The organism is Pseudogracilibacillus amylolyticus (SeqCode), from assembly GCF_051918545.1.
In the GTDB taxonomy this organism is placed as follows: Bacteria; Bacillota; Bacilli; order Bacillales; family Amphibacillaceae; genus Pseudogracilibacillus.
Map to the genome: position 1 here is coordinate 1 of NZ_JBPPZG010000241.1, position 5,304 is coordinate 5,304.

The 5,304-nt window shown below is 39.0% G+C and carries 5 protein-coding genes; 1 reads left to right on the forward strand and 4 read right to left on the reverse strand.

Annotated elements, in window-relative coordinates; translation table 11 throughout:
* The coding region (locus ACPYKA_RS18370; RefSeq protein ID WP_479543653.1) for an acyl-CoA dehydrogenase family protein at window positions 1-378 on the forward strand (378 nt) is incomplete at its 5' end.
* A 234-nt stretch (window positions 379-612) separates the two neighbouring features.
* Here ACPYKA_RS18370 and ACPYKA_RS18375 read toward each other — a convergent pair.
* The 4 genes from ACPYKA_RS18375 to ACPYKA_RS18390 all read right to left on the reverse strand — a co-directional run bounded on the left by ACPYKA_RS18375 (window position 613) and on the right by ACPYKA_RS18390 (window position 4,716).
* Window positions 613-927, reverse strand: a complete 315-nt coding sequence (locus ACPYKA_RS18375) for a DUF3870 domain-containing protein (RefSeq protein WP_479543654.1) — start codon at window positions 925-927, stop codon at window positions 613-615.
* 3 nt (window positions 928-930) lie between these two features.
* The gene (locus ACPYKA_RS18380; protein WP_479543655.1) at window positions 931-1,689 is read right to left on the reverse strand and encodes an IclR family transcriptional regulator; all 759 of its coding nucleotides are present in this window, start codon (window positions 1,687-1,689) and stop codon (window positions 931-933) included.
* A 285-nt stretch (window positions 1,690-1,974) separates the two neighbouring features.
* Window positions 1,975-3,150: a saccharopine dehydrogenase family protein gene (locus ACPYKA_RS18385; protein ID WP_479543656.1), complete on the reverse strand. Its 1,176-nt coding sequence runs from the start codon at window positions 3,148-3,150 to the stop codon at window positions 1,975-1,977.
* A gap of 69 nt (window positions 3,151-3,219) precedes the next feature.
* A complete protein-coding gene (locus tag ACPYKA_RS18390) occupies window positions 3,220-4,716 on the reverse strand; it encodes an aldehyde dehydrogenase family protein (RefSeq protein WP_479543657.1) in 1,497 nt (498 codons plus the stop codon).
* Window positions 4,717-5,304: the final 588 nt, after the last annotated feature.

The window sequence follows — 5,304 nt, forward strand, 5'->3', positions numbered from 1 at the left end:
AAGCCGATTGGACAGCATCAACTAGTTCAGCAAATGATCGCCAATATGGAGGCTGGCCTACAAATGAGTCGATTACTCGTCTACCGTGCTGGAGAATTAAAAAATGCCGGAAAACGAAACACCCGGGAAACGTCTCTGGCAAAATGGCAAGCATGTGATTTTGCAAATAAAGCAGCGGATGATACAGTCCAAATTCATGGAGCGTACGGCTTTTCAGACGAATATCCAGTCGAACGTTATTTACGTAACTCAAAAGCACCAGTAATATATGAAGGAACAAGAGAAATTCATACGATAATGCAAGCGGAATACGTTCTTGGATACCGAAAAGATAAACCTTTAAACAAAATGCTTCCAGCTTGGGAGCAAGATTTATAATATATTCTGAAATGAACGCACAGTGAACCTTCTATCTGTGCGTTTTCTTTTGATATAAGTTATCTCTTATCCCCTTGCATAAGATATGAAATAAAGAAACTGTGATTCGTTAACTGTTTTGGAAGACTCAGGATCAAAATGGGCTTGAATCGTTACCGTTTTGTTGGATCAAGATAATAAATATAATTAATAGAAATTTAATTGCGCTTAGCCTTAAAAAGCTTCTAGTAAAAGTTATGTAAAATTATTATTTTTCTCATATTGTTTAAACAAATCTTTCAACGCAGATTCAAGGGCGCTACCTGCTTTCCCAAGATAATGCTCACGTATTTTTTTTACTGGTTCTACTATACCATCCTGCAAACTATATCCCCTTAACAACTGCTCCACAAATTTTTGAGCGTGAATAGTCGCTAACGTACAGCTTGTCGACACGATTACACCGTATTTTTTATCAATCTCCGCTGTAATTGTTAATGTATCATAAATACTTTTTGCTGCCATACCTGATGGAAGTCTAGCATGTCCTGCTATAAAAATCGTATTCACCTTTCATTCCCCCTTAAATCCAAGCTGTTTTGAGATACACTTAGCGGTCTCGCTTCCTAATTCTTTCATTCGCGCTAATTTTTCTCCGTTAAAACGACTGGAAAGTCCACTAATTGCTAGAGCTGCAATTACTTTGTTTTCAAAATTAAAAATTGGAAAAGATATTCCTGTAGTATCTCCATCTTGCTCATCAATACTTAAAGAAAATTGCTGTTTACGAATTTCTTTTAGTTCTTTTATTAATTCATCCTTATCAATTTTTCGGTTTGTTAAAGTATACAAGACAGGGGCTTGTAAAACAGCTTGCTGTTCTTTGTCAGTCATATATGCGAGTAACATTTTCGGTCCCGATCCTACATAAAGCGGAGTGCTTCTACCTACTTTCGTATGTAAACTGAGTGCTCTTCTACTGTTTACTTTTTCGATATATGTTGCTTCTTGTTGATAAGCAATTACTAAATGAATCACTTCATTAACTTCTTTAGCTAGCCTTTCCATAAAAGGGACTGCTATCTCCCTTAGTTCAAGTCGCTCCGAAACTAGATTTCCTAATTCTAATAATTTCAATCCTAAACCATAACGACTGTCATGAGTGCTTACTTTCACCTTATACAACATTCCACAGTTTTCCAATGTCGAAAGAAGGCGATATGCTGTCGGCTTAGGAATCCCCGACATGTCTGCAATTTCCTGTAATGATAATTCTTTTTCCTCTACGAATAAATCAAGTATACCTAAAGCTTTTATCACACTTTGATTCATATTTATACCTTCTTTCAACAAAAATTATTAGAAAACTCGGCTTATCGCCAAGCCTTGGCGATAAGCCTTAGTTGCACTTACACGCACAGTACGTGCTAGTACTGGCGCCCGAGACAAATCTTTACGGTGGAACGAACGATAGAGTAAATGCTCTTCAATGGGACGAGTAAACGCAGTCCCAGTCCTAGGACGCCCGAGCTTTTAGCCAGTAAGCGAGTCAAGAAAGTTTTATAATTTCCTACCTGCTGAAAAAGTCCCTCCACATAATATGCAGAGGGGGAAATTTTATATATTCGCTATTTCAGATGACTCTTTCGTTTCCATCTCAGAAATATGGACATCACGTTTTTTTAATTCAGCAATATACAAGTCTCCAGGTACAATTTTTTCAGGTGGAATAACCCCTTTTTGATTAATCGTACCTTCTCCAATCATTTGGGCAACAATTGAAATCGTATTCGCTGTCGCTCTGGCCATTGCGGTAACATTGTTCACCCGGTCTTTATATGTTGTCATCTCATACGTATATGTTGTTTTTTCACCATCTTTAAGTCCAGAAACAATTACTCTTAAGAGTACTGCGTCATCTTTATTGCCTAACTCTACGATTGGATCGAGTACTTTTAATAAAACATCACGTGGACTCACCTTTTCTCCATTAACTTCAACTTGATAACCTTTACGAGTTAAATTTAAATCAACAAGTAACTGAAATTTTTCTGCATGGCCTGGATAGCGAATGGTCTTGTATTCTAATGTTTCAAGCTGCGGGAAAGAATGGGACAAGGTAGAAGTTCCACCCGATGTGTGAAATGCTTCCAACGGTCCAAATTTTTCAAAGTAAATTCGCTCTACCTCGGATAAAGAAGGTATTTCTTGTTTTATTCCATTCCGAATAATTAGCGATGGATCTGTATAATGATCAAAAACTCCTTCCATCGAGAATACGTGATTGTATTCCAAAGGTCGTTCAGGGTTTAGCGGTATTCCACCGACGTATAATTTAATAGATTGAACATCATCTAGTTTACTCGCCCCATATCCTGCTAAAATATTGATCATGCCAGGAGCAACCCCTAAATCAGGTATGATCGTAACTCCACTCATCTTTGCCGCATCATCTAACTCTAGCACTTTATCAGTAATATGGCCGATATGACCTCCCAAATCTACAGAACTAACCCCGATTTTTATTGCCGTTTTCGCTACAATTTCATTAAACGAATAAAATAAAGCATTAATAATTACATCAAAGTTTTCCATAAATTTTGCTAATTCATTTTCATCTGCTGCATTTACTTGGTAGGCTGAAAGTTTTGGAGAATGAAGCATGTTACACACATGCTCTGCTCGTGATAGATCAATGTCTGCTAAACCAACTTTCGAAACTTTCTCACTGCTTACCAAATCTCTAGCCGCCTCTTTTCCCATCAAACCGGAACCTAATACACCTACTTTCATCAGCTCAGCTCCTCATTTAAACTTACTATTAATATATAAAGGCTACAATCATTATGTTATTCTTTCCAATTAATCAACATCAATTTGGGCACGTTGCAATTTCCCACTATAATCAACATAAACTGCTTTCCATTCTGTAAATACATCAAGTGCTTGCACTCCTGAATCACGATGGCCATTTCCTGTTCCTTTCGTTCCACCAAATGGTAAATGGATCTCGGCACCCGTCGTTCCGGCATTTACATAGACAATTCCCGTATCTAAGTCACGTTGCGCTTTAAATACACGGTTCACATCACTAGTAAATATTGAGCTGGATAAACCATAAGTTACATTATTGTTAACCTCAATTGCTTCCTCAAAAGAGCTTACCGGGATAAGCGAGACAACCGGGCCAAAAATTTCTTCCTGGGCAATCCGCATATCTGCCGTAACATCAGTGAACAATGTTGGAGCAAAATAGTTCCCTTTAGCTAAGTCTCCTTCTGTTAATGGATATCCTCCTGCTAATAATTTTGCTCCTTCTTGTTTGCCGATTTCCATATACTTTTTAATTTTTTCCATTCCAGCGTCGTTAATAATCGGACCGACTTTTACATCTTCATCCAATCCATTACCAATTGTAAGCTTTTCCATTTCTGTTAGTAATCTTTGTTCTAATTGTTCTTTTACATCTTCATGAACAATGACGCGACTACAAGCTGTACATCTTTGCCCACTCGTTCCAAATGCGCTCCAAATAATTCCTTCAACTGCTAGACTAATATCCGCATCATCCATTACAATAACAGCATTTTTACCACCTAGTTCTAGTGACACCTTTTTCAGCTGTCTTCCACATTCGGCAGCAATATGGCTTCCCGTTTCATTTGAACCTGTAAAAGAAATAACCCGAATATCATCATGATGAACCATTGCATCCCCAACCGTACTACCTGAACCATAAACTACATTGATTACACCTTTTGGCAGTCCTGCCTCTTCATAAATTTTAGCTAGTTCATAGGCCATTATTGGTGTTTCTGTTGCCGGTTTCCAGATCACTGCATTTCCCGCCACGATCGCAGGGAACGATTTCCATGTGGCAATTGCAATTGGGAAATTCCATGGCGTTATGATCCCAACTACTCCAATTGGCGCTCTCATGCTCATTGCAAATTTATCTTTTAATTCAGCATTTGTCGTTTGACCGAATAGTCTTCTTCCTTCACCGGCCATATAAAATGCCATATCGATTCCTTCTTGCACTTCTCCACGTGCTTCTTCCAGTACTTTTCCGTTTTCAAGTGTTAATAATTTTGCTAAATGTTCTTTACGTTCTTTCATAATTCTGCCAACTTCATACAGGACTTCTGCACGTTGTGGTGCAGGTGTAAGTGCCCATTCTTTTTGGGCAACTTTTGCCGCTTGAACTGCTTCATTAACGTCGTTTCCACCAGACAATGGCACTTGTACAACTTGTTCACCTGTTGCCGGATTGATCACCGAAGTGAACTCTTTTCCCTCTACCCATTCCCCATTAATATAGTTTGCTAGTTTTTCTACTTCCAATAATGCTTTTGCCATGCCAAAGACCTCCTAAAAGTTATTGAAAATTAATTCTAAAGTAATTCTATTGATCACTTACACCGTAGTTGAAGGAAACTGTTGAATAGTGAAAATTTGTTAAGGTAGTTGGTATACCGTTGATTTCCGCCTCCGGGCAGTACGCTTTCCGCGGGCACGGCTTCAGCCTCCGAAGCAGAAACCCACTGCTGCTAAGTCTTCCGACGTACAGGATGTACTAGTGCAGACGTTGCCACAGGACGTGGCGTTCTTAGTCTGCGTTCCCTTTGTGCTTTTCCCGCAGGAGTCGACTGCCCTCCAGCTCCAATCAACCATTGTGATAGTAGTATCAAACTGTGTAGAGCTGTTTACCAAGCACACCCAGCGAAGGAAATACACGGAGACTCCTGTGGGAGGAAAGGCCTCGGTGAGACTACGCTGGAGCGAAGCGACGAGTAGGCTCATCAGCCGCCCACGGAAAGCGCAGTGTATTTCCGTAGCGGTATTTTATATCACAACTTTGTTTAGATATTTATAGAGCAAATTAACCTAAGTTACTGCACAGTTTATAGATTTTGTGTAAAACATTATTATTCAGAATTAAGCCTG